The following is a 23,046-nucleotide window of genomic DNA, read 5'->3' as shown; positions in this document are numbered from 1 at the left end:
AGGTTCTCCCTCTTCCGTTATTTTTTCGCTTCAACGCCGTCTGCGTCGGAACGCAGCAGGAACTGTTCCGTCGTCTGGGGAATATGTTGAATCAGCCAGTCCGCCATCTGGCGCTCTTCTTCCAGAATGGACTCAATGGCAGGAATGGAGGCGGTATCGCCCGCTTTTTTGGCCGCAGCCAGCAGGGAGGTGTAGCAGGCAATTTCAAACTGCTCAAAAACGTAGCCGCTGATAGAGCCTTTAACAATTTCATCGGAAGGGAACATGCCGCCAATGGACTGGCCAAGTGCCGCCATTTTGCTCATAGAGTCTTTGATGACCGAACGGGAAATATCGTTGCGGTCGAGAATTTCTTCCAGCACGGTAATTTGATGCTTAGTCTCATTAACGTGTTGTTCAATTCGTGCACGTAAGTCGGGATAATTATCAATACGGCTGGCCATTGATTCCAGCATTGATTCGGCTTGCTTTTCCATCGCATGGGCATCGCGTAGCCAATCATGGTAGTGTTCTACATGATTCATAATTAACTCCTGGTAGTTTATATTCTGGTTAATTTTTGGTGCTGATGCTCATCAAATTAGTATTTATCCTTTCTGGGCTTTTTGATTAATATTGCCGACAGCCAGATCGGTTAATTTGAGATCGGTTTCTTTTTCTTCTTCCAGCGTTTCGGCAAGAAGTTTAACGGCTTTTTTATAGCCTAATTGTTCTGCCAGGGTGGCCAGGGTGCCGTAGCTGGCAATTTCGTAGTGCTCGACTTTCTGCGCAGCGGCAATTAAGGCGGCATCACGAACTTCATTTTTCTCTGTGCTCTCAATCACTTCGTTGGCTTCTTCAATTAAGCCTTCCATCGCAACGCATTTCATGCGCTTGAGCTTGAGGCCAGATTCCTGCTCAATAATCTGATCGATACGTTCGATCTGTCCCTGCGTCTCTTCGAGGTGAGCCGTGAACGCGGCGCTCAGCTTCTCGCTGGATGCGGCGCGGGCTAATTTGCTCAACGCGCGGGTCAGCTGCTTCTCAGCGCTGTAGGTGTCGGATAACAGGTGTATAAATACATCTTCAACACTTTTCATATTCATATATTCGCTCCAGTGAAATAAAGGGAAGGTACTGCGAGCCGACGGGCCCGCAGCATGCTCTCGGTATATTTATAAGAGCTTTAAATAAGATCAGGAGTTGTCAGATTTACGGCCTCCGCCGTGACTGTTCTGTCCCCCTTTCTTACCCGCTTCAGATGCGCGTTGCGGATCGTTTTTGAAATTACCGCCGCTGTGCTGGCCGCCTTTACGTCCAGCTTCTGATGCTTTCTCACGGTCTTCAGCGAAATTACCGGAACCACCACGATGTTGCTCTGCCATATATCAACCCTCATGTTGCGTTTATGTCAGGAGATACGATAAGTAATTCGTATCAGTTGTCGTTCAGGAATTAACATTAGTCGTTATGTGAGAAGAGTCAAATTTCCTGTCTGGGTTGTTTTGCGCTATTTCCAGAGGGGCGGCGAAAATACCGCTTCGTTATGGATTTTGAAAATCGGAAGTAAATCCATTGCTTAGAGGGAAATAACTTGTGTCGTTAGGATTCCGCTTAGCTAATAATCTTAATGTGAACGCGGCGAGAATTATTACAAGAATTGACGTAGCGCAAAAATATATCTTGCTGACCAGCGTCTTTTTATTCGGAATAGTCTTAAGTGTGGAGCGAAATAACGAGTCGAAAACAACGTGTCCGATCGTCGTTTTTGACGTGGTCAGCCGGAACGGGTGAGGGTATGCTGCATTTGTCACCACAATAATTACAGAGGCAATGTCATGGATCAGGAGCTACTGGATGCGGGATACCGGGCCTACACCGGTGAGAAAATCGATGTCTACTTCAACACCGGGATCTGCAAACACTCGGGCAACTGCGTGCGTGGCAGCGCGGCGCTGTTCGACCTGAAGCGTAAACCGTGGATCGCACCGGATGAAGTGGATGCAGAAACTGTCGTACGCGTAATTGATACCTGCCCGAGCGGTGCGCTGAAGTACCGCCAAAAATAAGCGAGGAACCATGGATATTCTTGAAGGCCATAACAAGTTTTACGTCAACGACGCCGAAGGTAATCAGGTGGCGGAGATCGTCTTTGTCCCGACCGGCGAGCATCTGAGCATTATCGAGCACACCGATGTGGATCCGAGCCTGAAAGGGCAGGGTGTCGGTAAGCAGCTGGTGGCAAAAGTGGTGGAGAAGATGCGCGGTGAGAGCCGTAAAATTATCCCGCTGTGCCCGTTTGCGAAGCATGAATTTGATAACACGCGGGAGTATGACGATATTCGGGCGTAAAACCGATGCCCGGCATTGCGCCGGGCAGCGTACTCAACCGACAAACATCACCGACACGCACAGCATGCCAACAATCAGCGTCAGCAGGTTGCCGATGGAGCGGTACGGTTTTAGCGACGGGATCAGGTACGTCGACAGCGTCGGCATGATGAACAAAATCATGGCGATAAGCGGACCGCTGATGGCGTAAATCATCGAGATCGCGTTCGGGTTGATGCAGCAGACCGCAAAGGTAATCAACGACACGCCAAGAATGGAAACGGCGCGGTTAAAGGCGCGGCTTTTCTTCACCCCCACCTGATTCAGCGACGACCTCACAATCTCCGTTGCCCCTTCAATCACGCCAAAATAGGTGCCGAGGAACGATTTCGACATCGCAATAATCGCCACGATAATGCCGGAAATGCCCAGCCATGCCGGGGACGACGGCATCATCGACAGCGCGGACAGGATCGTCACCCCTTCCTCTTTTGCCGCCACGATATAGGACGGTGGAATCGAAAGCAGGCAGCTGAAGACAAAGAACAGCACGCTAAGGCAGATGATCAGGTACGCCACTTTCATGATTTTTTTGCATTTACCCATGGCCTCTTCACCGTATTTCTCGCGACGGTCTACGGCAAACGTCGAGATAATCGGGGTATGGCTAAAGGCGAAAACCATCACCGGTATGGAAATCCACACCTGATGCAGCGTGTGCCGATCGACGGCCATCTGGCTGGTCAGCAGCGACGGCTGCCAGCTGCCCGTCAGGTACAGCGAGACAAACAGGAAATAGGCAATCAGCGGGAAGACCAGGAATCCCATCACCTTAAGGGTAATGTGCCGCCCCATCAGGAAGATGAGGTTCAGGATCAGCACCACGCCAAAGCTCACCAGCATCCGCACGCCGGTATCCACCGTCATCCGTTTCGCCAGCTGCTCAGTGAGCGAGTTGGTTATCGCCACCGCGTAAATCAGCACCACAACAAAGAAGGCGACGAAATAGAGTGTGGTGATCAGGTTGCCGATCTTTTTACCGTAGTAGTGGGTCACGGCACCGGTGATCCCTTCACTGCCTTTCGTTTTCGATGACAGAATGAACTGCGCCAGCGCCTTGTGCGGCCAGTAGGTTAAGGGATACGCCACAAGGGCGGTGATCAGCAGGACAATCGCGCCAGCAGAGCCGAGCTGAATGGGCAAGAACAGGGTTCCTGCGCCCACGGCAGTGCCGTAGAGGGCGAAACTCCAGAGAGTCTCTTCTTTTGACCAAATTTTCGACATTAGAGCAACGTATCAACTATAAAACGAACAAAAAGGAGTGCAATTTACCATAATTATGCGTTGAGGTCGCCGTTGCTTCGCAGGTGAAGGGCCGGAGAACGCCTCCGGCCCGAGGATCATTCGCTTGCCAGCGCGCGTCGCTGCTGGCGCCGCTTGATGATTTTCTCCCGCAAAGTGTCGTACGCCCAGTTGTAGAACATGGTGTACGGCAGGAAGAACAGGAAGAAACCAATTTCCAGCGTGAATGCCTGAAGCAACGTCACTCCCAGCACGGCAGCAACGATGGTTACGCCAATCACGATAAAGCCGCATTCAAAACCCAGCGCATGCAGGGCGCGCACTTTCGCCGTGCGCTTCACCCGCTGTACGGGCCAGAAACGGTCGAAGCCAAAGTTGTAGATAATGTTCCAGAGCATTGCCGTGGTCGCCAGAATAATGGTAAGCCCTCCCATTTCCACCACCGAGCGCTGCATGAGCCACGCGGCCGTCGGGGCGAGGATCGCCGTAGCAATGCCTTCAAAACAGACGGCATGGAAGATCCGCTCCGGCAATTTACGTTGGAGTGCATCCTGATGTTGCATAGTTACCTCATGAATTCGCCAGTAGGGGCGTGAATGGCGCCTATTCTTATCGCTTAAGGTGATATATAAAAGATGGTATCCATCGATAAAGTAGATACTTCATGCGTTATTCTCCTGAAGCCCTGACCGCGTTTGTTGAAACCGTCGCCGCAGGTTCGTTTTCCGCTGCGGCTCGACGGCTGCGCAAAAGCCAGTCCACCATCAGCACCTCCATCGCCAACCTTGAAGCTGACCTGGGGTTTGAGCTGTTCGACCGTTCGGCGCGTCACCCGGTATTAACCCCCCAGGGTGAACAGGTGCTGGGCTATGTCCAGTCGATCCTCGCTGCCAGCGCGCGCCTCGACGAGCTGGCCGTATCCTTAACGGCGCAAACGGAGGCACGTTTTACCTTTGTTCTCTCCGATACGCTCAACCCGGCCGTGCTGGAAGAGATGATGAGCCAGTTCGACCGGCGTTTTCCGCACACGGAATTCGAGTGTCTGATTGGGGAAGAGGAAGACGTGATTGACCTGCTGCAAAAGGAGAGGGCGCAAATTGGCCTGACGGAAGCGCGCGACAGCTACCCGACCGATATTGGCGCGACCCGTCTGCCCGTGCAAACGCGGATGGCCATCTACGTCTCTGCCGGACATCCTCTGGCAGCGCAGCATGAGACGCAGGCGGACGAGCTGCACGGCTGGCGCGAGCTGCGGCTGAGTACCTATCTCGAACGGGAAGCCACCCTTGCGCGCGGGCCGGTCTGGTCCGCGCCGAATTATCTATTACTGCTGAGCATGGCGGTACAGGGCTTTGGCTGGTGCGCGTTGCCCTGCGCGCTGGTGGATGAATTTGCCGCATCGAAATCGCTGGTGCAGCTGAACGTGCCGGGCTGGCCGAGGTCGATTGCTATCGATCTGTTATGGAACAAACGAACCCCGCCCGGCGTCGCCGGAAGCTGGCTGCGCCAGTACTTGCAGGACGCACGCTAATCCTGTGACTAAACTCACTAATTTTAAACATTTGCGTTAATTGTTGATAACAATCCTCTACTATCGTCATGTCATTTTGCACAGAGGTCGTGATGAAAGATGTCGTTATAGTGGGTGCGTTACGTACGGCTATCGGCTGTTTTCAGGGAGCGCTTGCGCGTCACTCTGCGGTTGATCTTGGCAGCGTGGTGGTAAAAGCGCTGGTAGAACGCAGCGGGATTGCCGCACATGAAATTGATGAGGTGATCCTGGGCCAGGTGTTGACCGCGGGCGCGGGACAAAACCCTGCGCGTCAGGCGGCGCTGAAGGGCGGCCTGCCTAACACCGTTTCGGCGATCACCATCAACGACGTCTGTGGATCAGGTCTGAAGGCGCTCCATCTTGCGACGCAGGCCATCCAGTGCGGTGAAGCGGACGTGGTCATTGCCGGCGGGCAGGAGAACATGAGCCGCGCTCCGCACGTGCTGACCGACAGCCGGACCGGCGCGCAGCTCGGAAACAGCCAGCTGCTCGACAGCCTTGTTCACGATGGGCTGTGGGACGCCTTTAACGATTACCATATGGGCGTGACGGCGGAGAACCTGGCGCGGGAATACGGTATCAGCCGCGAGCTTCAGGATGCGTATGCCCTAAGCTCGCAGCAAAAAGCGCGCGCGGCGATCGATTCCGGGCGCTTTCGCGATGAAATTGTCCCGGTCAGCACCCTGCGCCAGAACGGCGAAGCGCTCATCGTTGATACCGACGAGCAGCCGCGCACCGATGCCAGCGCGGAAGGGCTGGCAAAACTCGATCCCGCCTTCGAAACGTTGGGTTCTGTGACGGCAGGCAACGCCTCTTCCATCAACGACGGTGCGGCGGCGGTGATGATGATGAGTGAAAGCAAAGCCCAGGAGCTGGCGCTACCGGTGCTGGCGCGCATCAAGGCGTTTGCCAGCGTGGGCGTTGATCCGGCGTTAATGGGGATTGCTCCGGTCTATGCCACGCGCCGCTGTCTGGAGCGGGCGGGCTGGCAGCTGAGCGACGTGGATCTGATTGAAGTCAACGAAGCCTTTGCTGCACAGGCAATCTCTGTCGGGAAAATGCTGGAATGGGATCCGCTACGGGTCAACGTTAACGGTGGGGCAATCGCGCTGGGTCATCCCATTGGCGCTTCTGGCTGCCGTATTCTGGTGTCTTTAGTTCACGAAATGAAAAAGCGTAACGCCCGAAAAGGAATTGCAACCCTCTGCATTGGCGGAGGGCAAGGGGTGGCGCTGGCTATTGAACGGTAATTTCCCTCTCTGCACACAGCAAGCCTCCCTACGGGAGGTTTTTTTTATCCCGCTGAATCCTTTTTTAATACATTTGCGTTCTTTCTTAAGCCCGCAATATTCATTGCGCGGTTAATTATTCGCATTGCGAAGTGCTTAGTGTGATCTCACTCCTGGAATTTACGTGTAATACGCCTTTTTTGTTGATGAGGTTCACGTCGATCTTTGCCAAAAAAAATGAAACAAATAATTTCGATCTTTGTCACTAAAATAGCGGTGCATAAAAAATAAACTCAAGTTTCATAAAAACGAAACAATATTTTAATTGAGGGTTTATTCATGTTAAAAAAATCTCTGGTCCTTGCCTCTCTTATTACCAGCACGTTTGCGGCCCACGCTGTGACCGTCGATCTGCGTCACGAATATATCGACAGCGGCTCGAATGCTGACCGTGTTGCCGTCTCGCACCGCTTTGATAATGGCTTCGGTTTTTCCGTTGAAGCGAAGTGGAAATCCGGCGGTGACAAGGCGGATCAGCCTTTTGCCGACGTGGTGGGGAACGGTCATGAAGATCAGATTAGCTGGCGCTGGAAAGCGACGGACAATATCGCCCTGACCCCTGCGTTTACGATTGAAAGCACAGACAGCCGCACCATTTATAAACCGAATCTGCATGTACAATATAGCTTCGATAATGGCTTCTACGTCGCCGCGCGTTACCGTTACGAATATACCCGCTACCCGTCAAGCTCAAATAAGGACGATGATAAAGTTAACCGTGGCGATGCGTGGGTCGGTTGGGTATTAGGTGACTGGCGTACCGAGCTAAATTATGTTTACGCGAAAAGCGCTGAAGGGATGGCCCGAAATAACAATAAAGATTATTCCAACGAATATAACGCCAAGCTGGCCTATAAATGGGATAAAAACTGGGCGCCGTATGTTGAGGTGGGTAACGTGGGGGTTAAAGAGACCGACGAACGACAGACCCGCTTCCGTGCAGGCGTGGCGTATTCCTTCTGATAATCCACCTTCTTCGCTAAAAACCGCCGGGTGGCGCTCACGCTTACCCGGCCTACAACTCTGTTAATCCACCTTCTTCGCAAAAAAAAGCCCTCCGAATCGGAGGGCAAGGCCAGTTACAGAAACATTTACTCAAATCAGGCATGCAACATTTCAGGTTGCTCGGGGAGTTTCGCGATATAGAGGGCTGGTTTGCCGTCTTTATCGGAACTGTACAGCACCGCTTTTTCGTCCGGCGTAAAGGACGGATGCGGGTGGGTTACCTGGCGGCTGTTCGCCACCGTAGCCCAGGAGGTATCGTGACGGGCGATACGGAAAAACGCTTTCTTCGCCACGTCAAAGGCATACAGATAAGGATCGTTATCAATGGTGTAGCCGCCGGTGTCTTTCACATCGACAGGCGTGCCGGAACCGTCGCCGACGAGCAGGGTGCCGTCAAAATTGCTCATCAGGTGCGAGCAGGCGGGCATGTTCATAACCGCTTCATTAATGCCGGTGTCCGGGTTGAAGCGGGAGATGGTGCGACCCTGCTGGCCCTTCAGATAAGAGACGTAGATCAGCGCGGAGCCGTCCGGCACCCAAAATTCATGCGTGCAGCTTTCACCTTCCGCGTGGGTTTTCACTTTCCGCACGTTGCTGCCGTCTTCGTTGACCAGCCACATGCGGGCGTCAACCAGGTCGTGCGGTCCTTCATGGCAGAAGGCCACAGTATTGTCATCGAACGGACGATAAATGGGATGCCCCAGCCAGATCTTCTCGTCATGAATGGTGGTGCTTTCACCCGTTTTCAGATCAACGCGCAGCAGGCGGCAGTGCGGTCCTTTGTGGAAAAAGTCGTGGAAAATTTTCCAGTCGTTGAGCGGGGTCCAGTCTCGTTTTGCAATTTCAATGCCCACCAGCCTGGTGCAGTCGCTGTTCGCAACCCAGGTACCGTATCCGACCCACTCTTCCGGGACGCGATACACTTCGCGCTCTGCCAGCGTCTGTAAATCCACCTCCAGCAGGGTGCGATCGTTCTTCACATAGTAGAAGGATTTATCGTCCGGGGAGAGGAAGCCGCCAAAAGTGTTATCCCCCGCGCCTTCAGTTAACTGTACCGCTTCGGCGTTTTTCAGGTCCAGCAGGTAATAGTTCCAGTGACCGTCGAACTCCCCGGCGAACAGCAGATGGCTGCCATCGTTAAAGAAGCACTTCTGGTAAAAGTAGTTGCGATGACAGGTTACTTCCGGTGGGGTCAGGCGGGTGACTTCCACGCCTGTATCCGGATCGCGGCTGACCTCGTAGTTCAGCTTGACCCGCATACCTTTAGCCATAATGCACTCCTTTGAACGCCTATTGTGGATTGAAAACTGGGTGTTAAATTATCAAAACAATGTTTCAGTGTGTGTGACTGACAGCGCAATTTATCAGTTTCATGGATAAGAAGACCGTCCTTATAGATTTATCGTGATCGAAACACCATTTCCGGCATAAATCCGCAGAAAAAATGAAACGATGTTTTAAATGCAATTGAAAACCGCTGTGGCAGGGGATAATATGTGCTCATCACGAAAACGGAACGTTGTTTCGTTAATTATCTTTGCCTTCGGGCACGATCCATTCTGGAGGTTGATGTGGAAGTCAGACAAAGCATCCACAGCGCGCACGCAAAAACGCTGGATACCCAGGGGCTGCGCGGTGAGTTTTTAGTTGAGCAGGTGTTCGAAGCCGATAAGTACACCATGGTCTACAGCCATATTGACCGCATTATTGTGGGCGGGATTATGCCGGTGGCGAACACCGTCTCCGTGGGCGGTGAAGTGGGCAAACAGCTGGGCGTGAGCTACTTCCTTGAACGCCGCGAGCTGGGCGTGATTAACATCGGCGGACCGGGCACCATTACCGTCGATGGTCAGTGCTACGAGATCGGCCACCGCGACGCACTGTACGTCGGTAAAGGCGCAAAAGAAGTGGTCTTTGCCAGCGTCGACGCCAGCAAACCGGCGAAGTTCTACTACAACTGCGCCCCGGCACACACCCACTACCCAACCAAAAAAGTGACGCCTGCGGACGTTTCCCCGGTGACCCTTGGCGATAACCTCACCAGCAACCGTCGCACCATCAACAAATACTTCGTTCCGGACGTGCTGGAAACCTGCCAGTTGAGCATGGGGCTGACCGAGCTTGCGCCGGGCAACCTCTGGAACACCATGCCGTGCCATACCCACGAGCGTCGCATGGAAGTCTACTTCTATTTCAACATGGATGAAGATGCCTGCGTGTTCCACATGATGGGACAGCCTCAGGAGACGCGCCATATCGTTATGCATAACGAGCAGGCGGTCATTTCGCCGAGCTGGTCTATCCACTCTGGCGTGGGAACGAAAGCCTATACCTTCATCTGGGGTATGGTCGGTGAAAACCAGGTCTTCGATGATATGGACCACGTCGCTGTTAAGGATCTGCGCTAGCCGCAGGCAGTTAAGCATAAATCTGCCTGTTGGTGACAGGCGCTGAACGATTAAGGAACAAACATGATTCTGGATGCATTTTCTCTGCAAGGTAAAGTGGCTGTCGTTTCCGGTTGTGATACCGGGCTGGGGCAGGGTATGGCGTTAGGCCTGGCGGAAGCGGGCTGTGATATCGTCGGGATTAACATCGTTGAGCCAACGGAAACCATCGAGCGCGTCACCGCGCTGGGCCGTCGTTTCCTGAGCCTGACCGCTGACCTGCGCAAAATCGACGGGATCCCTGAGCTGCTGGATCGCGCGGTGGCGGAGTTTGGTCATATCGATATTCTGGTTAACAACGCGGGCCTGATCCGTCGTGAAGACGCGATTAACTTCAGCGAAACGGACTGGGACGACGTCATGAACCTGAACATCAAGAGCGTGTTCTTTATGTCCCAGGCGGCGGCGAAGCACTTCATCGCGCAGGGTAAAGGCGGCAAAATCATCAATATCGCGTCGATGCTCTCCTTCCAGGGCGGCATCCGCGTGCCGTCTTACACCGCATCGAAGAGCGCGGTGATGGGGGTGACCCGTCTGCTTGCAAACGAGTGGGCGCAGCACAACATCAACGTCAACGCGATTGCGCCGGGCTACATGGCTACCAACAATACCCAGCAGTTGCGTGCGGATGAAGAGCGCAGCGCGGCAATCCTGGAGCGTATTCCTGCGGGTCGCTGGGGGCTGCCGAGCGATCTGATGGGGCCGGTTGTGTTCCTGGCGTCCCCGGCATCGGATTACATTAACGGCTACACCGTTGCCGTCGACGGCGGCTGGCTGGCACGTTAATTCATCCTGAATAAAGAACCTCTGCCCTCGGGCGGAGGTTTTTTTACGCCAAAATTGCCTTTATCCATATCCTTAAAGATGAAAAATCCATACTGAAAAGGAATGGATGACGGGTGTCACACATTTATTGCTTAGATATTAACTAATTAATAAAAAATAAGGATAAATCGCTCTGATTTGAAATTGTAATGTCCATCACAGATCGGTATGTCGTAGCGAAAAAATCCATATCTTCACCAGTTCCGACCTGACACTTTCTTCCGGTATCTCGTAATTTCACTTAACGAATTTCGCTGTTGAGGCAGGAAACTATGACATCTATAAATGACTCTACCCTTATGCCCGCTGCGTTGCGCGATACCCGACGCATGAACCAGTTTGTTTCTGTTGCGGCAGCCGTCGCCGGTTTATTGTTTGGCCTGGATATCGGCGTTATCGCCGGCGCGCTGCCCTTTATTACCGATCACTTTACGTTGAGTAATCGCCTGCAAGAGTGGGTAGTGAGCAGCATGATGCTGGGCGCGGCCATCGGCGCGCTCTTTAACGGCTGGCTGTCGTTCCGTCTCGGGCGCAAATACAGCCTGATGGTCGGGGCGATCCTGTTCGTTGCCGGCTCCATTGGCTCGGCGTTCGCCACCAACGTTGAAGTGCTGCTGCTGTCCCGTGTGCTGCTGGGCGTCGCGGTGGGTATTGCCTCCTACACCGCGCCGCTTTATCTCTCGGAAATGGCGAGCGAAAACGTGCGCGGGAAGATGATCAGCATGTACCAGCTGATGGTGACGCTCGGTATCGTACTGGCGTTTCTGTCGGATACGTACTTCAGCTATAGCGGTAACTGGCGGGCAATGCTTGGCGTGCTGGCGCTGCCTGCGTTGCTGCTGATTGTGTTAGTCATTTTCCTGCCGAACAGCCCGCGCTGGCTGGCGCAAAAAGGGCGCCACGTGGAGGCGGAAGAGGTGCTGCGCATGCTGCGCGACACCTCTGAAAAAGCGCGTGAAGAGATAAACGAAATCCGTGAAAGCCTGAAGCTGAAGCAGGGCGGCTGGTCCCTGTTTAAGGCTAACCGCAACGTACGCCGCGCGGTGTTCCTCGGCATGCTATTGCAGGCGATGCAGCAGTTTACGGGGATGAACATCATCATGTATTACGCCCCGCGCATCTTTAAAATGGCCGGTTTTACCACGACCGAACAGCAGATGATCGCCACGCTGGTGGTGGGGCTGACCTTTATGTTCGCGACCTTTATCGCGGTGTTCACCGTTGATAAAGCCGGACGCAAACCGGCGCTGAAAATTGGCTTTAGCGTGATGGCGCTCGGCACCCTGATCCTCGGCTACTGCCTGATGCAGTTTGATAACGGCACGGCGTCAAGCGGCCTCTCCTGGCTCTCCGTGGGTATGACCATGATGTGCATCGCGGGTTACGCAATGAGCGCCGCGCCGGTGGTGTGGATCCTGTGCTCTGAAATTCAGCCGCTGAAATGCCGCGACTTTGGGATCACCTGTTCCACCACCACTAACTGGGTGTCGAACATGATCATTGGCGCGACCTTCCTGACGCTGCTGGATGCGATTGGCGCGGCAGGTACCTTCTGGCTTTATACGGTACTGAACGTGGCGTTTATCGGTGTGACCTTCTGGCTGATCCCGGAAACCAAAGGCGTGACCCTGGAACATATTGAACGCAAGCTCATGAAAGGGGAGAAACTACGTAATATCGGCGTGTAATGTCATTGCCGGGTGACCCGGCCTACACGGTATCGTTGGCCCGGTAAGCGAAGCGCCACCGGGCTTTGTGTTTACCGCATCGCACGTCTCAAAATACGCTCAGCCTGACGCTGGAAGTCGGCGGCCGTCTCTTCCACGGTTTTCTGGCCGTAGTCGATATACTGCAAAGACGTACCGAACTGCGCCACAATCTGCGGATCGTCAAAGTATGGCGAGACGGTAAGCTTCGCCGGCAGCGACTGCGCCAGACGCAGGCCCGCCACGGAAGGATCGTCCTCTTTTATGGTGCCGTCTTCGGTCAGATACTGGACCGCTACTTTGCTCAGCGGCACGCCGCGCTCCAGGCCCAGCGTATCGACCCCCTCTTTGCTGTTGAGCAGGAAGTTAATCAGCTTCGCCGCTGCTTCCGGGTTTTTGGTCGATTTACCGATCGACAGCATCTGGGCTGGCTTGAAGAACAGGCCCGCGTCGCTGGCACCCGGCAGCATTGGATAGCTGCCCAGCTCCAGTTTTGCCGGCGGCTTCAGGTTGTCGAAATATTTGTTAATAGTGGAGTTCCACATGTAGGTGCCGCCCCATTCACCCTGGATCCACGGCTTCATCTCATACATGTTGCTTTTACCGAACGAGGCATAGTATTTGGTGTCCGGCATGACGTGGCTGTCGATCAGCTTTTTGTAGGTCTGGAAGAACTCCACCCACTGTTCTTTCGTGTAGCTGAACTTTTTGGTTTTCTCATCCACCGCAGGAACGTTGTACTTCTGGATCATGTACGAGTTCAGCAGCGCCAGCGTATCCTGGTGCTCCAGGATGACCGGGTAATACTGCTTGCCGAGCTTGCTCTCGAAGGTTTTACCGGCCGCCATCAGCTCGTCCCAGGTTTTCGGGTAGGCAATACCCGCTTTTTTCCAGGTCTCGTCATTGAAGTAGAACACGCGCGCCGTCACCGAAATTGGAATGCCGTTCAGCTTGCCGTCCACGGTAGTGGTTTGCAGCTCTTTGGGATCGAACTGGTTTAAGTCGATCACGTCCTTCATCTTGTTCAGATCGTAGAAGCCGTCACCGGTTTTGGAGAAGATCGGCAGCCAGTTCCAGTTCGTCTGCATTACGTCCGGCTCGGTGCCGCCCGCAATCTGGGTGGTCAGACGGGAGAGGTGACCGTCCCAGCCGGTGTATTCCGCCTTCACGTTGATGTCCGGGTTCTGTTTATGGAACTCTTCCAGCGCTTTCAGGGTAACCTGGTGACGGCCATTGCCGCCCCACCAGGACATCCGTAAATCCACATTCTGCGCCATCGATGGCAAAGCGGTCAGGCCCAGGGTCGCGGAGATTGCTGCGCTTAAAAGCACTTTTTTCATTTTTATCACTCCATCAGAGAGAGAGGTTCTGTTCAGTTTTTGCGTCAAAAATATGACATTTGTTCATATCAAACGTGAAATACACCTTACGATGAAGCCCCTTATCAATCATTGGCTTGGCTTCATCGGACGGGATCCTGGCGGTCAGTTCGTAGTCCGCGACTTTCAGGTACACAAAGAATTCGTGGCCCATATTCTCAACGCGCACCATCTCCCCGCTACAGCCGCCGTTCGGGAATGGCGCATCTGAAAGCGAGACAAACTCCGGGCGCACGCCGTAAAAAATCTCCTGACCTGCATAAGCGGCGACTTTCTCCTGCTTCTCCGCGTTCAGCGGCATGGTTTCATTGCCGATGGCGATGTGCAGCTGGCCCGCTTTTTCGATCAGCACGCTCCTGCGAATATTCATCTCCGGCGCGCCGATAAAGCCCGCCACGAACATGTTCTTCGGCTTGTGGTAGAGGTTGTCCGGCGTATCCACCTGCATGATGTGACCGAGCTTCATCACGCAGATGCGGTCGCCCATGGTCATCGCTTCGGTCTGGTCGTGGGTCACATAAACGGTGGTGGCCGGTTTTCCGGACTTCTTCAGCTGCTTGTGCAGGTCGGAAATACGAATACGCATTGAGGCGCGCAGCTTGGCGTCGAGGTTTGAAAGCGGCTCATCGAACAGGAACACGTCCGGCTTTTTCACAATCGCACGGCCTACCGCTACGCGCTGCGCCTGGCCGCCGGAAAGCTGGCGCGGCAGACGGTCGAGCAGCTCTTCCAGCTCAAGAATTTTGGCGGCTTCATTCACCTGAGACTCAATCTGATCTTTCGGCAGCTTGCTCAGCTTGAGGCCAAAGGCCAGATTCTCGCGCACCGTCATGTGCGGATAGAGGGCGTAGTTCTGGAACACCATTGCAATACCGCGCTCCTTCGGCGCGAGGTTGTTCACGATCCGGTCGCCGATGCGCACCTCGCCGCCGCTGATGGTTTCCAGCCCCGCCAGCATGCGCAGGGTAGTGGATTTGGCGCAGCCGGATGGCCCGACGATCACCATGAATTCCCCTTCGGCGATTTTCAGATCGATAGCGTGTACCGCTTTAAAACCGTTGGAGTAGACCTTTTCCAGCTTGTTAAAAATGACTTCAGCCATGGTATTTCCCTCTTAACCTTTAATTCCGCTGCTGGTGACGCCCTGTACGAAGTAGCGCTGTGCCAGGAAGAAGACAATGATGGATGGCAGAATGGAGATGCTCGCCATTGCCAGAATTTCGTTCCACGGCGCGCCTTCGGTGACGTCGATGGACATTTTCAGCGCCAGTGCGATGGGGTATTTATCCACGCTGTAGACGTAAATCAGCGGCCCGATAAAGTCGTTCATGGACCACATAAACTGGAACAGGGCGACGGAGATAATGGCCGGCTTCAGGATCGGCACCACCACGTACCACAGCACCTGAATGGAGTTACAGCCGTCGATTTGCGCCGCCTCTTCCATGTCACGCGGGACGCCGCGCAGGAACTGGATCAGCATGAAAACAAAGAATCCCTGCGTGGCGAAGGCCAGCGGCAGGTACAGCGGCATGTAGCTGTTCAGCATGCCCATCTCACGGAACATCAGGTACTGCGGGATCAGCAGCACGGTGCTGGGCAGCAGCATGGTAGTGATGAGCGTGGCGAACCAGAACTTCTTCCACGGGATTTCGAAGCGGGCAAAGCCGTACGCCACAATGGTGGAGGAGATAATGGTCAGGATCACCTTCGGAATTACGTACTTAAAGGTGTTCAGCATGTAATGGCCGAAGGTGTACTCGGTGCCGGTTTTCCATCCGTTGACGAAGCCATCCCAGGTGGCGTGGGCGGGCCACAGGCTCAGGGTGGTGAAGATCTCGTGGTTCGGTTTGAACGACGCTGAGAACATCCATACCAGCGGGTAAAGCATCAGCAGGCCGACAAACAGCAGGATCGCGTAGCGAACCATGGCGTTGATTTTCTCTCTGCGCAGCGTGCGGGCCACTTCGCGCTCCGCAACGCTTCTTGCCGTGGAAAGTTGTTGAATATCAGCCATTTTTGCCCCCTTTATCGGCGGAGTAGAACACCCAGTATTTCGACGACTTAAAGGCGATACCGGCGAAGACGGCCACCACCAGGAATAGCACCCACGCCAGCGCCGCTCCGTAGCCCATATCGAAGTACTTGAACGCGGTGTCGTAGATGTAGAGCGAGAACAGGTAGGTGGAGTAGGTCGGCCCGCCGCCGGTGATCACGTACGGCCCGGTAAATTCCTGGAACGCCTGCGTGGTCTGCATGATGAAGTTGAAGAAGATCACCGGCGTAATCAGCGGCACGGTCACTTTCATGAACATTTGCCATTTAGACGCGCCGTCGATCATCGCCGCTTCGTACTGGGACTGCGGTACGTTTTGCAGCGCGGCCAGGAAGATGACCATCGCGGAACCGAACTGCCAGACGCGCAGCAGGGTAACGGACATCAGCGCCAGCGACGGTTCTCCCAGCCAGTTCACCGGGTCAAAACCCAGTACGCCGATAAAGCTGTTAAGCAGGCCATCGATCGCAAATAAGGCGCGCCACAAGACGGCAATGGCGACGGAACTGCCGAGGATCGACGGAATATAGTAGGCCGTCCGGAAAAATCCGATGCCGCGTAATTTAAAGTTCAGAACAAAGGCAATCCCTAAAGCAAAGGCGAGCTTCAACGGGATAGTCAGAAATACGTAGGCAAAGGTCACGCCCATGGATTTCCAGAAGAGCGTGTCTTCGGTAAACATATAGCGATAGTTTTCGATGCCGTTAAACACCGGCGGGCTCATCAAATCGTAATCCGTAAAGCTGAGGAAAAACGACGAGACGAAGGGGAATGCCGTAAAGAGTATCAACCCGATGATGTAGGGTGATATCCATGCGAGCCCCAGCAGCTTGTTTTCATTCATACATACCTACCTGGCAATCAATGGTTTAATGCGGAATCTGCTTTGTTACATTTTCCCACGCCCGCACTGCGCGGCATGAGAGATGAAATTCAGGATGCAATGTCTGGTGGTGGCAAAACAGTAGATTGTTTTTTAACGTTTTTTAGTTTTCATTGTTGCTGGGAACGCTTTGGGTTTTAAAAGAGCTGAACCGGCGTTCTTGGATACTAAAACATCGTTTTATTTTATATTATTGCGATTTATTTCTGCGTCATGCGCTTAATGGTGGAAATGTGATCGGCGTCGAAACGCTGTTTCAATATAGTGAGGGAGGTGGCATTTTTGACTTTTTACGGACGATCGCCCCAGAGACTGACGAGGAGATATGAAGCAAAATCGGGAGCGGGAATAACAATAGTCACGCAGCGTGGCTAACTACCAGATCTGATAGCAGGTCTACAGATGTATCAATTCGGCATTCAGATAATTCTTACATTCTTGTATGATTTGTTATACCGGAACCAGTCAGGCAGAATTTCACTGCATCCCTAAAAGAAGAACAGTTATGTCAGCGATGGATTTCAAACAACATACGGATCTCAACTTTCCTCAATATGCTCCCCCGGCGGTCAGCACTAAAGAAATAGATCTTCTGGGTCTGCTGGACGTCCTGCTGGCAGCAAAAAAACGCATCGTCACCATTGTGTTCGCATTTGCACTGGTCGGCCTGGCAATCGCCTTCCTGATACCGCAAAAATGGACCAGTAAAGCGGTCATTACGCCAGCGGAACAGACGCAGTGGAGCTCGCTGCGCCAGATGATGGTGGCGCTACAGGTGCTTGATGTGGATGTGAAAATCACCCGTGCGGATGTGTTTAATCTGTTTATCAAAAAGTTTCAGTCCCAGTCCCTGCTTGAAGAGTACATGAAGAGCTCGCCTTACGTGATGGCTCAGCTCGATGGCGCCGAGGTTGACCCGCTGGAGCTGCATCGCGCGGTGGTCAATATTGCCGAAAAGATGAAGGCCATTGATAACACCCAGGAAAAGAATGCCGATAAAGCACCGTACCTTTCCTGGACGTTAAGCTTCACGGCCCCAACGGCAGAGGACGCGCAGAAAGTGCTGAACGGGTATATTCAGTACATCTCCCGCATCGTCGAGCAGGAGACCATGCAAAACATCCGCGATCAGCTGATCCTGAGAACCAAAACGGTTCAACAGCAGCTAGAGCTGGATCGGGTTCGTCTGACCAATATCCACAATACCAACCTGCAACGCCTCAACTACTCGCTGGAAGTGGCGAACGCGGCAGGGATCAAAAAGCCGGTCTACAGCAATGGACAGGCAGTGAAAGACGATCCGGATTACTCCGTTGCGCTCGGTGCGGACGGGATTGCGCAGAAGTTGCTGATTGAAAAAAATCTGAAGGACGTTTCTGAGCTGAACGCCGATTTCCAGAACCGCGAATACTATCTGGCACAGCTGCAAAAACTCTCGTTCGAAGATGTGAGCCTGGAGCCATTCAAATACCAGCTTTCTCCTTCTGTGCCGGTGAAAAAAGATGGTCCGGGCAAAGCCCTGATCGTGCTGCTGGCGTCTATTCTGGGCGGACTGCTTGCCTGTGGCGGCGTGCTGCTGCGCGAGGCGATGAGCTCCCGCAACCCGCTGCCGGAACAGCTTCCTGAGCCGGTGACGGAGTAACATCAAAAAAGGCGCTCAAATGAGCGCCTTTTTTTATTTCAGGAAATCTTCGCGTACCGGCGTAAACGTATCCAGCAATGTACCGGGTTTCAGGCAGACGCAGCCGTGCATCACGTGCGGCGCTTTATAGAGAGTGTCGCCCGCCGTCACCACATGCTTCTCTTCCCCAATCGTAAATTCAAATTCGCCCGAAAGAACGTAGGTGAGCTGTTCATGCGGGTGGTTATGCATCGGGCCAATCGCCCCTTGCTCAAAATTCACTTCCACCGCCATCATCCTGCCGTCGTGCGCCAGAATACGGCGCGTCACGCCATTACCCAGATCGTCAAGCGTGGTCTCTTTATGGAAAATAAACATATTTTCGCCCTGTTATGTAATGAAACAATGTTTCATTTAACTTATCTCACCCACGCATAAAAGGAAACGATTAGCCAAATAACTGGAAAGGCGATCACAAGTTTGCTTCACTGGGTGAAACGCACAGGAGGAAAGATGAAAACGATCGGTCTGTTAGGGGGCATGAGCTGGGAATCAACGATCCCGTACTACCGCCTGATTAATGAAGGTGTCAAACAGCGTCTGGGCGGTTTGCATTCGGCCAGCCTGCTGCTGCACAGCGTGGATTTTCATGAAATCGAAGCCTGCCAGTCGAGCGGGGAGTGGGATAAAGCCGGGCAGATGCTGGCGGACGCCGCGCTTGGGCTGGAGCGTGCGGGGGCGCAGGGTATTCTGCTGTGTACCAATACCATGCATAAGGTGGCGTCACATATTGAAGACCGCTGCTCGCTGCCGTTTTTACATATCGCGGATGCCACCGGGCGAGCCATACTTACTGCCGGCATGACGCGCGTGGCGCTGCTGGGGACGCGATACACCATGGAGCAGGACTTTTACCGCGGGCGGCTGAGCAGTCAGTTCGGGATAGAAAGCCTGATCCCGGAGGAGGCTGACCGGGCACGCATTAATCAGATTATTTTTGATGAGCTCTGCCTCGGTACCTTCTGCGAACCTTCTCGCGCCTGGTACGTCAGCGTGATTGAGAAACTGGCCCAGCAGGGGGCGGAAGGGGTAATTTTCGGCTGTACCGAAATCGGCCTGCTGGTGCCGGCGGATCAAAGCCCGATATCGGTATTCGATACCGCCGCCCTTCACGCCGCCGATGCGGTGGAGTTTATGCTGTCATAAGGGTTTTTGCAGGTCAGGTAAGCGAAGCGCCACCTGACGCGCGTGCGCAATCAGGTGTTCACTGAAGGCATCCACCAGCGCTGAGGCGGGGCGGTGCAGGGGGCGGATCAGGCTTACGGTAAAGGAAACGGAAACGCTAAACCGGCGCAGGATCACTCCGCTGCTGGCGTAATCCATCGCCGTGAGCGGGTTCACCACCGAAATACCCACGCCCGCGCGCACCATCGCGCAAATCGATGCCGCGCTGTGCGTTTCCACCACCAGCCGCCGCTTCACCTGATGTTCGGCAAACAGGCCGTCCAGAAGCTGCCGGTAGCTGTCGGTCTGCGACAGGCTGATATAGTTTTCGCCGTGGAAATCCGCCGGCGTCAGCACCGCTTTGTGGCTAAGCGGATGGCCGACAGGCAACACGCAGACCTCATCCAGCGAGAGCAGCTCCGTGCGCTCCGTGCCCGCGGGCGTCACGAGGGTTTCGGTCAGACCCAAATCGTGGCGTTGGGCCGAAAGCCACTCCTCCAGCAGCGGCGACTCCTGCGGCACGATGGTCAGGCTGACCTCCGGATAGCGGGCCAGAAACGGCTGTAACAGCACCGGCAGAAATGACTGGGAAAAGACCGGCAGGCAGACGATGGACAGCTCGCCCTGGCGAAACTCCCTCAGGCTCTCCGCCGCGCTCACGATCCTGTCCAGGCCGTACCAGGAGCGCTGAACTTCCTCAAACAGACGTAACCCCTGCACCGTCGGATGCAGTCTGCCGCGCGCGCGTTCAAACAGCTTCAGCCCCAGCACCTTTTCAAAGCGCGCCAGCTCGCGGCTGACCGTGGGCTGCGAGGTGTGCAGCATCTGCGCGGCTTCAGTGAGATTGCCGGTGGTCATCACCGCATGAAAAATCTCGATATGGCGTAGGTTAACGGCGGGCATAGGGCACCTGGTGTCTGAGCGTTATCCATATCATTTTTGCATAGACTCACCATAAAACGATATTTTTTATTCTCTTCAGGCTATGGCGTAATAATAAAAAACAGATTTCCGGAGACGACCATGCCACGCCCGCTCAACCAGACCGAAACCGATTTGAACGCCGATAACCTGCTGCGCCTGCCTGCCGAATTCGGCTGTCCGGTGTGGGTCTACGATGCGCAGATTGTCCGCGAGAAGATCGCCGCGCTGCATCAGTTTGACGTGGTGCGTTTCGCGCAGAAGGCCTGCTCCAATATTCACATCCTGCGCCTGATGCGCGAGCAGGGCGTAAAGGTTGACTCCGTATCGCTGGGTGAAATCGAACGTGCACTGGCGGCGGGGTTTGATCCCAAAGCCGACAGCGACGCGATCGTCTTTACCGCCGACCTGATTGACGACGCCACTCTGGCGCGCGTGCACGAGCTGCAAATCCCGGTCAATGCCGGTTCGGTGGATATGCTGGAGCAGCTTGGGCAGGTCTCTCCTGGCCATCGCGTCTGGCTGCGCATCAACCCGGGATTTGGTCACGGTCACAGCCAGAAAACCAACACCGGGGGCGAAAACAGCAAGCACGGGATCTGGTATGCCGATATGCCTGCGGCGCTGGAAGTTTTACAACGCTACGATCTTAAGCTGGTGGGTATTCACATGCACATTGGGTCCGGCGTGGATTACGGCCACCTTGAGCAGGTCTGTGGCGCCATGGTGCGTCAGGTGATCGATTTTGGTCAGGATCTGGAGGCGATCTCCGCCGGCGGCGGGTTGTCCATTCCCTATCGTGAAGGGGAAGAGGCGATCGACACGGATCACTACTACGGGCTGTGGAGCGCCGCGCGCGACAGCATCGCCGCCCATCTGGGCCACGCGGTGAAGCTGGAAATTGAGCCGGGTCGTTTCCTGGTCGCCGAAGCCGGTGTGCTGGTGGCGCAGGTGCGTAGCGTGAAGGAGATGGGAAGCCGTCATTTTGTGCTGATTGATGCTGGCTTTAACGACCTGATGCGTCCGTCCATGTACGGTAGCTATCACCACATCACGGCGCTGGCCGCCGATGGCCGCGATCTGGTCAACGCGCCGCGCATCGACACCGTGGTTGCCGGCCCGCTGTGCGAATCCGGCGACGTCTTTACTCAGCAGGAAGGCGGGAAAGTCGAAACCCGTTCGCTGCCAGAGGTAAAACCGGGAGATTATCTGGTGCTGCATGATACCGGTGCGTACGGGGCGTCGATGTCTTCAAACTACAACAGCCGCCCGCTGCTGCCGGAAGTGCTGTTTGATAACGGCGTGGCGCGGCTGATTCGCCGTCGCCAGACCATTCAGGAGCTGCTGGCGTTAGAGCTGGTCTGATTAAACCAGGGGCCCGTTGTCACCGAATCGCGTAAGACCAGCGTGCCGGTGAACGGCGGGATCGCCTCAACCGGCTGGTTTTTTGCCAGCCGGATCGCCTGGTCGATCGCCGTGACGATCATATTATCGATCGGCAGATACACCGACGACAGGGCTGGCTCCAGCCACTTTGCGCTGGGGGCATCGTCAAAACCAAACAGCGAAATATCCTGCGGGATCTTCAGCCCGGCCTGGTGCAATGCTTTGGAGGCGCCCAGGGCCATATCATCGTTACAGGCAAACAGGGCGCTGAACGGCGTCTTTTCCGCAATCAGCTCTTTGCACAGCTCGTAACCCCGCGTCATGCCCGCATCGCCGTATTTAATCCGCCGCTCGTCGAGACGAATACCGTGCTTCTCCAGCGCCTTACGGTAGCCCATCAGCCGCGCTTTACCCGTTGGGGTGTGGATCGGGACGGTGATACAGGCGATCTCCCGATGGCCCTGGCTTATCAGGTAATCCACCGCTTTGAAGGCCGCGTCCTGCTGTTCAAAGAATACGCAGCGATCCGCCGCCTGGGTCACTTCACGGTTAATGATCACCAGCGGCGTCTGCACGCTGTTAATCAGCTTCAGGATTGTCTTTTCGCTCATGTAACGCGTGTACAGTACGATGGCGTCGCACTTGCGGTCGGCGAGCATCTGCACCGCCTGTTCTTCCTGTTCGGGAGCATCGTGGCCGTCGGTGACAATCAATTGTTTACCGTGCGTTTCGGTCTGCCGCGACGCCTGCTGTAGCAAACGCCCAAAGTAAAAACCGTCGAAGGTCGAGACGACCAGACCAATGCTGTTGCTGGTCTGGTTAGCCAGCGAACGCGCGAGAAAGTTCGGACGATAGCCCAGCTCCTCCATCGCGCGAAATACCTGCTGACGCGTGCTCTCTTTAACCTGACCTGTGCCGTTCAGCACGCGCGAAACGGTGGCCTTCGACACGCCCGCACGCAGTGAGACATCCAGCATTGTTGCCATTCGAAATTCCTGTTTCCACGTAATGGTTTGCAGTTTAACACAGACCATCCGGCGCATAAGCGACGTGGGGAGGGCAAAACCCCATAACGATCACGCTTTTCGGTAACGATCTTCACTCGCGGAATAAATACCTGCCATTGGTATACCAAAATGG

Annotated in this window: 24 protein-coding genes; 11 read left to right on the top strand and 13 right to left on the bottom strand. The window is 54.5% G+C overall.

The features are described from left to right. Nucleotides 1-17 precede the first annotated feature (17 nt). The 3 genes from A3466_RS19380 to A3466_RS19370 all read right to left on the bottom strand — a co-directional run bounded on the left by A3466_RS19380 (nt 18) and on the right by A3466_RS19370 (nt 1,364). On the bottom strand, nt 18-524 hold the full coding sequence (locus tag A3466_RS19380) for a ferritin-like domain-containing protein (RefSeq protein ID WP_063451965.1): 507 nt from the start codon (nt 522-524) through the stop codon (nt 18-20). A gap of 63 nt (nt 525-587) precedes the next feature. Continuing rightward, nucleotides 588-1,085 carry a ferritin-like domain-containing protein gene (locus A3466_RS19375; RefSeq protein WP_063451964.1) on the bottom strand — a complete coding sequence of 166 codons (498 nt, stop codon included), beginning with the start codon at nt 1,083-1,085 and terminating at the stop codon, nt 588-590. A gap of 90 nt (nt 1,086-1,175) precedes the next feature. Next, nucleotides 1,176-1,364 (bottom strand): general stress protein, encoded by a 189-nt coding sequence (locus A3466_RS19370; protein ID WP_022651794.1) that lies wholly within the window; start codon nt 1,362-1,364, stop codon nt 1,176-1,178. Between the two features lie 453 nt (nt 1,365-1,817). Between A3466_RS19370 and yjdI the strand changes: the two genes are divergently transcribed. Both yjdI and A3466_RS19360 read left to right on the top strand, forming a co-directional pair. Beyond that, on the top strand, nt 1,818-2,048 hold the full coding sequence (yjdI, locus tag A3466_RS19365) for a 4Fe-4S mono-cluster protein YjdI (protein ID WP_003862849.1): 231 nt from the start codon (nt 1,818-1,820) through the stop codon (nt 2,046-2,048). 10 nt (nt 2,049-2,058) lie between these two features. Continuing rightward, nucleotides 2,059-2,331 (top strand): GNAT family N-acetyltransferase, encoded by a 273-nt coding sequence (locus A3466_RS19360; protein WP_063451963.1) that lies wholly within the window; start codon nt 2,059-2,061, stop codon nt 2,329-2,331. Nucleotides 2,332-2,364: 33 nt separating this feature from the next. Here the strand turns inward: A3466_RS19360 and A3466_RS19355 are convergent, their stop codons facing one another. Both A3466_RS19355 and A3466_RS19350 read right to left on the bottom strand, forming a co-directional pair. Then, complete coding sequence (locus tag A3466_RS19355) at nt 2,365-3,594, bottom strand: amino acid permease (RefSeq protein WP_063451962.1); 1,230 nt, start codon at nt 3,592-3,594, stop codon at nt 2,365-2,367. 116 nt (nt 3,595-3,710) lie between these two features. Next, the gene (locus A3466_RS19350) at nt 3,711-4,175 is read right to left on the bottom strand and encodes a multidrug/biocide efflux PACE transporter (RefSeq protein WP_003862846.1); all 465 of its coding nucleotides are present in this window, start codon (nt 4,173-4,175) and stop codon (nt 3,711-3,713) included. A 101-nt stretch (nt 4,176-4,276) separates the two neighbouring features. Here A3466_RS19350 and A3466_RS19345 point away from each other — a divergent pair, with 101 nt between their 5' ends. From A3466_RS19345 to A3466_RS19335, 3 genes are all read left to right on the top strand, one after another. Beyond that, nucleotides 4,277-5,143 carry a LysR family transcriptional regulator gene (locus A3466_RS19345; protein ID WP_063451961.1) on the top strand — a complete coding sequence of 289 codons (867 nt, stop codon included), beginning with the start codon at nt 4,277-4,279 and terminating at the stop codon, nt 5,141-5,143. 92 nt (nt 5,144-5,235) lie between these two features. Beyond that, on the top strand, nt 5,236-6,414 hold the full coding sequence (locus A3466_RS19340) for an acetyl-CoA C-acetyltransferase (protein ID WP_063451960.1): 1,179 nt from the start codon (nt 5,236-5,238) through the stop codon (nt 6,412-6,414). A 318-nt stretch (nt 6,415-6,732) separates the two neighbouring features. Next, nucleotides 6,733-7,416, top strand: a complete 684-nt coding sequence (locus tag A3466_RS19335) for an oligogalacturonate-specific porin KdgM family protein (protein ID WP_063451959.1) — start codon at nt 6,733-6,735, stop codon at nt 7,414-7,416. A 137-nt stretch (nt 7,417-7,553) separates the two neighbouring features. Here A3466_RS19335 and A3466_RS19330 read toward each other — a convergent pair whose 3' ends face one another. Beyond that, complete coding sequence (locus A3466_RS19330) at nt 7,554-8,729, bottom strand: oligogalacturonate lyase family protein (RefSeq protein ID WP_063451958.1); 1,176 nt, start codon at nt 8,727-8,729, stop codon at nt 7,554-7,556. Between the two features lie 300 nt (nt 8,730-9,029). Here A3466_RS19330 and kduI point away from each other — a divergent pair, with 300 nt between their 5' ends. From kduI to araE, 3 genes are all read left to right on the top strand, one after another. Then, nucleotides 9,030-9,866: a 5-dehydro-4-deoxy-D-glucuronate isomerase gene (gene kduI / locus A3466_RS19325; protein ID WP_063451957.1), complete on the top strand. Its 837-nt coding sequence runs from the start codon at nt 9,030-9,032 to the stop codon at nt 9,864-9,866. A 63-nt stretch (nt 9,867-9,929) separates the two neighbouring features. Continuing rightward, nucleotides 9,930-10,691, top strand: coding sequence for a 2-dehydro-3-deoxy-D-gluconate 5-dehydrogenase KduD (kduD, locus tag A3466_RS19320; RefSeq protein WP_063451956.1), 762 nt, complete (start codon nt 9,930-9,932; stop codon nt 10,689-10,691). A 311-nt stretch (nt 10,692-11,002) separates the two neighbouring features. Further along, nucleotides 11,003-12,418, top strand: coding sequence for an arabinose-proton symporter AraE (gene araE, locus A3466_RS19315; RefSeq protein WP_063451955.1), 1,416 nt, complete (start codon nt 11,003-11,005; stop codon nt 12,416-12,418). A gap of 71 nt (nt 12,419-12,489) precedes the next feature. Here the strand turns inward: araE and A3466_RS19310 are convergent, their stop codons facing one another. From A3466_RS19310 to A3466_RS19295, 4 genes are read right to left on the bottom strand one after another with little or no spacing between them, the layout of a single operon-like run. Beyond that, nucleotides 12,490-13,776 (bottom strand): ABC transporter substrate-binding protein, encoded by a 1,287-nt coding sequence (locus A3466_RS19310; protein WP_063451954.1) that lies wholly within the window; start codon nt 13,774-13,776, stop codon nt 12,490-12,492. Nucleotides 13,777-13,789: 13 nt separating this feature from the next. After that, nucleotides 13,790-14,917 (bottom strand): ABC transporter ATP-binding protein, encoded by a 1,128-nt coding sequence (locus tag A3466_RS19305; RefSeq protein ID WP_063451953.1) that lies wholly within the window; start codon nt 14,915-14,917, stop codon nt 13,790-13,792. Between the two features lie 12 nt (nt 14,918-14,929). Beyond that, complete coding sequence (locus tag A3466_RS19300; protein WP_063451952.1) at nt 14,930-15,832, bottom strand: carbohydrate ABC transporter permease; 903 nt, start codon at nt 15,830-15,832, stop codon at nt 14,930-14,932. Continuing rightward, the gene (locus tag A3466_RS19295; RefSeq protein ID WP_063451951.1) at nt 15,825-16,715 is read right to left on the bottom strand and encodes a carbohydrate ABC transporter permease; all 891 of its coding nucleotides are present in this window, start codon (nt 16,713-16,715) and stop codon (nt 15,825-15,827) included. Before A3466_RS19295 ends, A3466_RS19300 begins: the two co-directional genes overlap by 8 nt. A 544-nt stretch (nt 16,716-17,259) precedes the next feature. Between A3466_RS19295 and wzz(fepE) the strand changes: the two genes are divergently transcribed. Continuing rightward, complete coding sequence (gene wzz(fepE), locus A3466_RS19290; protein WP_063451950.1) at nt 17,260-18,396, top strand: LPS O-antigen length regulator Wzz(fepE); 1,137 nt, start codon at nt 17,260-17,262, stop codon at nt 18,394-18,396. A gap of 33 nt (nt 18,397-18,429) precedes the next feature. On the opposite strand, the gene A3466_RS19285 is transcribed toward wzz(fepE), so the two are convergent. After that, nucleotides 18,430-18,753, bottom strand: coding sequence for a cupin domain-containing protein (locus A3466_RS19285; protein WP_063451949.1), 324 nt, complete (start codon nt 18,751-18,753; stop codon nt 18,430-18,432). Nucleotides 18,754-18,888: 135 nt separating this feature from the next. Here A3466_RS19285 and A3466_RS19280 point away from each other — a divergent pair, with 135 nt between their 5' ends. After that, nucleotides 18,889-19,581 carry an aspartate/glutamate racemase gene (locus A3466_RS19280; protein WP_063451948.1) on the top strand — a complete coding sequence of 231 codons (693 nt, stop codon included), beginning with the start codon at nt 18,889-18,891 and terminating at the stop codon, nt 19,579-19,581. Here the strand turns inward: A3466_RS19280 and A3466_RS19275 are convergent. Then, nucleotides 19,576-20,502, bottom strand: a complete 927-nt coding sequence (locus A3466_RS19275; protein ID WP_063451947.1) for a LysR family transcriptional regulator — start codon at nt 20,500-20,502, stop codon at nt 19,576-19,578. The two genes, A3466_RS19280 and A3466_RS19275, sit on opposite strands and share 6 nt — an antisense overlap. A gap of 120 nt (nt 20,503-20,622) precedes the next feature. On the opposite strand from A3466_RS19275, the gene lysA reads away from it, so the two are divergent. Next, nucleotides 20,623-21,885, top strand: coding sequence for a diaminopimelate decarboxylase (gene lysA, locus A3466_RS19270; RefSeq protein ID WP_063451946.1), 1,263 nt, complete (start codon nt 20,623-20,625; stop codon nt 21,883-21,885). Here the strand turns inward: lysA and A3466_RS19265 are convergent. Further along, a complete protein-coding gene (locus tag A3466_RS19265) occupies nt 21,855-22,892 on the bottom strand; it encodes a LacI family DNA-binding transcriptional regulator (protein ID WP_063451945.1) in 1,038 nt (345 codons plus the stop codon). The genes lysA and A3466_RS19265 overlap by 31 nt on opposite strands. Nucleotides 22,893-23,046 lie beyond the last annotated feature (154 nt).

Source organism: Enterobacter genomosp. S (assembly GCF_001631805.1).
Taxonomy (GTDB): domain Bacteria; phylum Pseudomonadota; class Gammaproteobacteria; order Enterobacterales; family Enterobacteriaceae; genus Enterobacter; species Enterobacter quasihormaechei.
This window is presented reverse-complemented; position numbering and strand designations above follow the sequence as displayed.

What these genes read in the sequence shown, in the direction of transcription:
- A3466_RS19380 (WP_063451965.1), bottom strand. Translation starts at nt 524, where the DNA reads ATGAATCATGTAGAACACTACCATGATTGGCTACGCGATGCCCATGCG.
- A3466_RS19375 (WP_063451964.1), bottom strand. Translation starts at nt 1,085, where the DNA reads ATGAATATGAAAAGTGTTGAAGATGTATTTATACACCTGTTATCCGAC.
- A3466_RS19370 (WP_022651794.1), bottom strand. Translation starts at nt 1,364, where the DNA reads ATGGCAGAGCAACATCGTGGTGGTTCCGGTAATTTCGCTGAAGACCGT.
- yjdI (WP_003862849.1), top strand. Translation starts at nt 1,818, where the DNA reads ATGGATCAGGAGCTACTGGATGCGGGATACCGGGCCTACACCGGTGAG.
- A3466_RS19360 (WP_063451963.1), top strand. Translation starts at nt 2,059, where the DNA reads ATGGATATTCTTGAAGGCCATAACAAGTTTTACGTCAACGACGCCGAA.
- A3466_RS19355 (WP_063451962.1), bottom strand. Translation starts at nt 3,594, where the DNA reads ATGTCGAAAATTTGGTCAAAAGAAGAGACTCTCTGGAGTTTCGCCCTC.
- A3466_RS19350 (WP_003862846.1), bottom strand. Translation starts at nt 4,175, where the DNA reads ATGCAACATCAGGATGCACTCCAACGTAAATTGCCGGAGCGGATCTTC.
- A3466_RS19345 (WP_063451961.1), top strand. Translation starts at nt 4,277, where the DNA reads ATGCGTTATTCTCCTGAAGCCCTGACCGCGTTTGTTGAAACCGTCGCC.
- A3466_RS19340 (WP_063451960.1), top strand. Translation starts at nt 5,236, where the DNA reads ATGAAAGATGTCGTTATAGTGGGTGCGTTACGTACGGCTATCGGCTGT.
- A3466_RS19335 (WP_063451959.1), top strand. Translation starts at nt 6,733, where the DNA reads ATGTTAAAAAAATCTCTGGTCCTTGCCTCTCTTATTACCAGCACGTTT.
- A3466_RS19330 (WP_063451958.1), bottom strand. Translation starts at nt 8,729, where the DNA reads ATGGCTAAAGGTATGCGGGTCAAGCTGAACTACGAGGTCAGCCGCGAT.
- kduD (WP_063451956.1), top strand. Translation starts at nt 9,930, where the DNA reads ATGATTCTGGATGCATTTTCTCTGCAAGGTAAAGTGGCTGTCGTTTCC.
- araE (WP_063451955.1), top strand. Translation starts at nt 11,003, where the DNA reads ATGACATCTATAAATGACTCTACCCTTATGCCCGCTGCGTTGCGCGAT.
- A3466_RS19310 (WP_063451954.1), bottom strand. Translation starts at nt 13,776, where the DNA reads ATGAAAAAAGTGCTTTTAAGCGCAGCAATCTCCGCGACCCTGGGCCTG.
- A3466_RS19305 (WP_063451953.1), bottom strand. Translation starts at nt 14,917, where the DNA reads ATGGCTGAAGTCATTTTTAACAAGCTGGAAAAGGTCTACTCCAACGGT.
- A3466_RS19300 (WP_063451952.1), bottom strand. Translation starts at nt 15,832, where the DNA reads ATGGCTGATATTCAACAACTTTCCACGGCAAGAAGCGTTGCGGAGCGC.
- A3466_RS19295 (WP_063451951.1), bottom strand. Translation starts at nt 16,715, where the DNA reads ATGAATGAAAACAAGCTGCTGGGGCTCGCATGGATATCACCCTACATC.
- A3466_RS19285 (WP_063451949.1), bottom strand. Translation starts at nt 18,753, where the DNA reads ATGTTTATTTTCCATAAAGAGACCACGCTTGACGATCTGGGTAATGGC.
- A3466_RS19280 (WP_063451948.1), top strand. Translation starts at nt 18,889, where the DNA reads ATGAAAACGATCGGTCTGTTAGGGGGCATGAGCTGGGAATCAACGATC.
- A3466_RS19275 (WP_063451947.1), bottom strand. Translation starts at nt 20,502, where the DNA reads ATGCCCGCCGTTAACCTACGCCATATCGAGATTTTTCATGCGGTGATG.
- lysA (WP_063451946.1), top strand. Translation starts at nt 20,623, where the DNA reads ATGCCACGCCCGCTCAACCAGACCGAAACCGATTTGAACGCCGATAAC.
- A3466_RS19265 (WP_063451945.1), bottom strand. Translation starts at nt 22,892, where the DNA reads ATGGCAACAATGCTGGATGTCTCACTGCGTGCGGGCGTGTCGAAGGCC.